The sequence below is a fragment of the Rhodopseudomonas sp. BR0C11 genome (assembly GCF_010820945.1).
Lineage (GTDB): Bacteria > Pseudomonadota > Alphaproteobacteria > Rhizobiales > Xanthobacteraceae > Rhodopseudomonas > Rhodopseudomonas palustris_H.
On the sequence record NZ_QTKI01000669.1, the window covers coordinates 1 to 1,533 of the forward strand.

The 1,533-nt window shown below is 67.7% G+C and carries 1 protein-coding gene and 1 riboswitch; the gene reads left to right on the plus strand.

The window, feature by feature from the left end:
* The first annotated feature begins 289 nt into the window (after positions 1–289).
* A riboswitch (cobalamin riboswitch) is annotated at positions 290–490 on the plus strand.
* A gap of 33 nt (positions 491–523) precedes the next feature.
* The gene (locus DYI24_RS26405) at positions 524–1,459 is read left to right on the plus strand and encodes an ABC transporter substrate-binding protein (protein ID WP_164574412.1); all 936 of its coding nucleotides are present in this window, start codon (positions 524–526) and stop codon (positions 1,457–1,459) included.
* Positions 1,460–1,533 lie beyond the last annotated feature (74 nt).

Consider the following 1,533-nt stretch of genomic DNA (forward strand, 5'->3'; position numbering starts at 1 on the left):
GAGCAGGCGCGGGTGCCGGTGGTGCGGCTGGCGGCGCGGGCGGTGGCGGCCCGTCGAACTCCGATCGTGGTGGTCAGGGCTCCGGCAGCGCGCACGGCGCGACCAATTCGACGACGCCGAGCTCGGACGGCCAGTCGGGCGCAACCACGCCGATGCGAAAGTAAGCGCTCCCGCGACGCGACGACGTCAAGACCAACAAGCCGGGTGGTGCCTGTCCGCACCTCCCGGCTTTTTGCGTGGCAGGTAGGCTACGGAAGATCGTCGCCTTGCCGGGGGCTGGGCGACGTGCTTAACCCAGACGTGTACCGGTGCCTCTCGCCGAGAGAGGTGAAACGGGAATGCGGTGCGGGGCGATGCCCCAATGCCGCAGCTGCCCTCGCAACTGTGGGCGGATCGGAGCGTCCTCGAATGCCACTGGCCGAACCGGTCGGGAAGGTGGGCGCGACGGATATCCGCGAGCCAGGAGACCGGCCGGTGCATGGTGTGCAACTCGTTCGGCGATGGGCCGGCGGAGGATGTCGTCTTGAACAGAACAATTGCGCCGCATTGCGGCGTCCGGCCGCCCGTCGCCTTGCCTGACCGGCGTGCGCCTCGCTGGTGTTCGAGCTTGTTGCTGCTGATTGCCGCGGTTGGCTTGCTGGTCTCGCCAGCGTTCGCCGCCTCCAAGCGGATCGCCTCGATCAACATGTGCACCGATCAGTTGCTAATCGCCCTGGCTGATGCCGACCAGATCGCTGGCCTCGGACCGTATGCGCGTGATCCGAGGCTGTCGTGGCTGGCCAAGGAGGCTGAGCGATTTCCGAGGCTGTCCGGTGAAGCTGAGGATCTGTTGATGCTCGCGCCCGACGTGGTGCTGGCCGGCCGCTACGGCAAGCGCGCCACGCGCGAGCTGCTGCGCGCGCAGAACATTCCGGTCGAAGAGTTCGACGTGCCGCGGACGATCGACGAGGTGAAACTGCAGATCTGGCGGGTCGGCGCGCTGGTCGGCCATCCTGAGCGCTCGGACGTGATGATCGCATCGATCGATCAGGCTACGGAGCGGGCACGGCGCACCGCCTCGCGGTGGCAGGGCCGGGTGCTGGCGCTATCGCGGCGCGGCTGGGTGACCGGCGGCGATAGTCTGCTCAGCTCGCTGCTGCAGACCGCCGGCCTGTCGAATGCGGCATCCGATCTTGGTTTCGCCTATGGCGGCTTCGCCTCGCTCGAAGCGATCGTCGCATCGCGGCCGGACTTGTTACTCGTATCCGAAGAGCAGCCGATGGCTGAAGATCAGGGCAAGGCTCTGCTACTGCATCCCGCGATCCAGCAGGCCTATCCGGCGAGCCGACGGATCGTTGTTCCCGATCAGCTCACGGTCTGCGGCGGCGCGATGCTGCCGGTTGCGCTCGATCGACTATCCGACGCGATCGAGCAGATCAGCCAGCGGCGAGGCGTTGCGGCGGCCGCGCCGGGGCAGTGAACGCGTCGTCGTCGCGGGGCGCGCCACGGTGATCAGCTCTCCTCCAGCGCGGCGCCGTACAAAATCATGCAGGG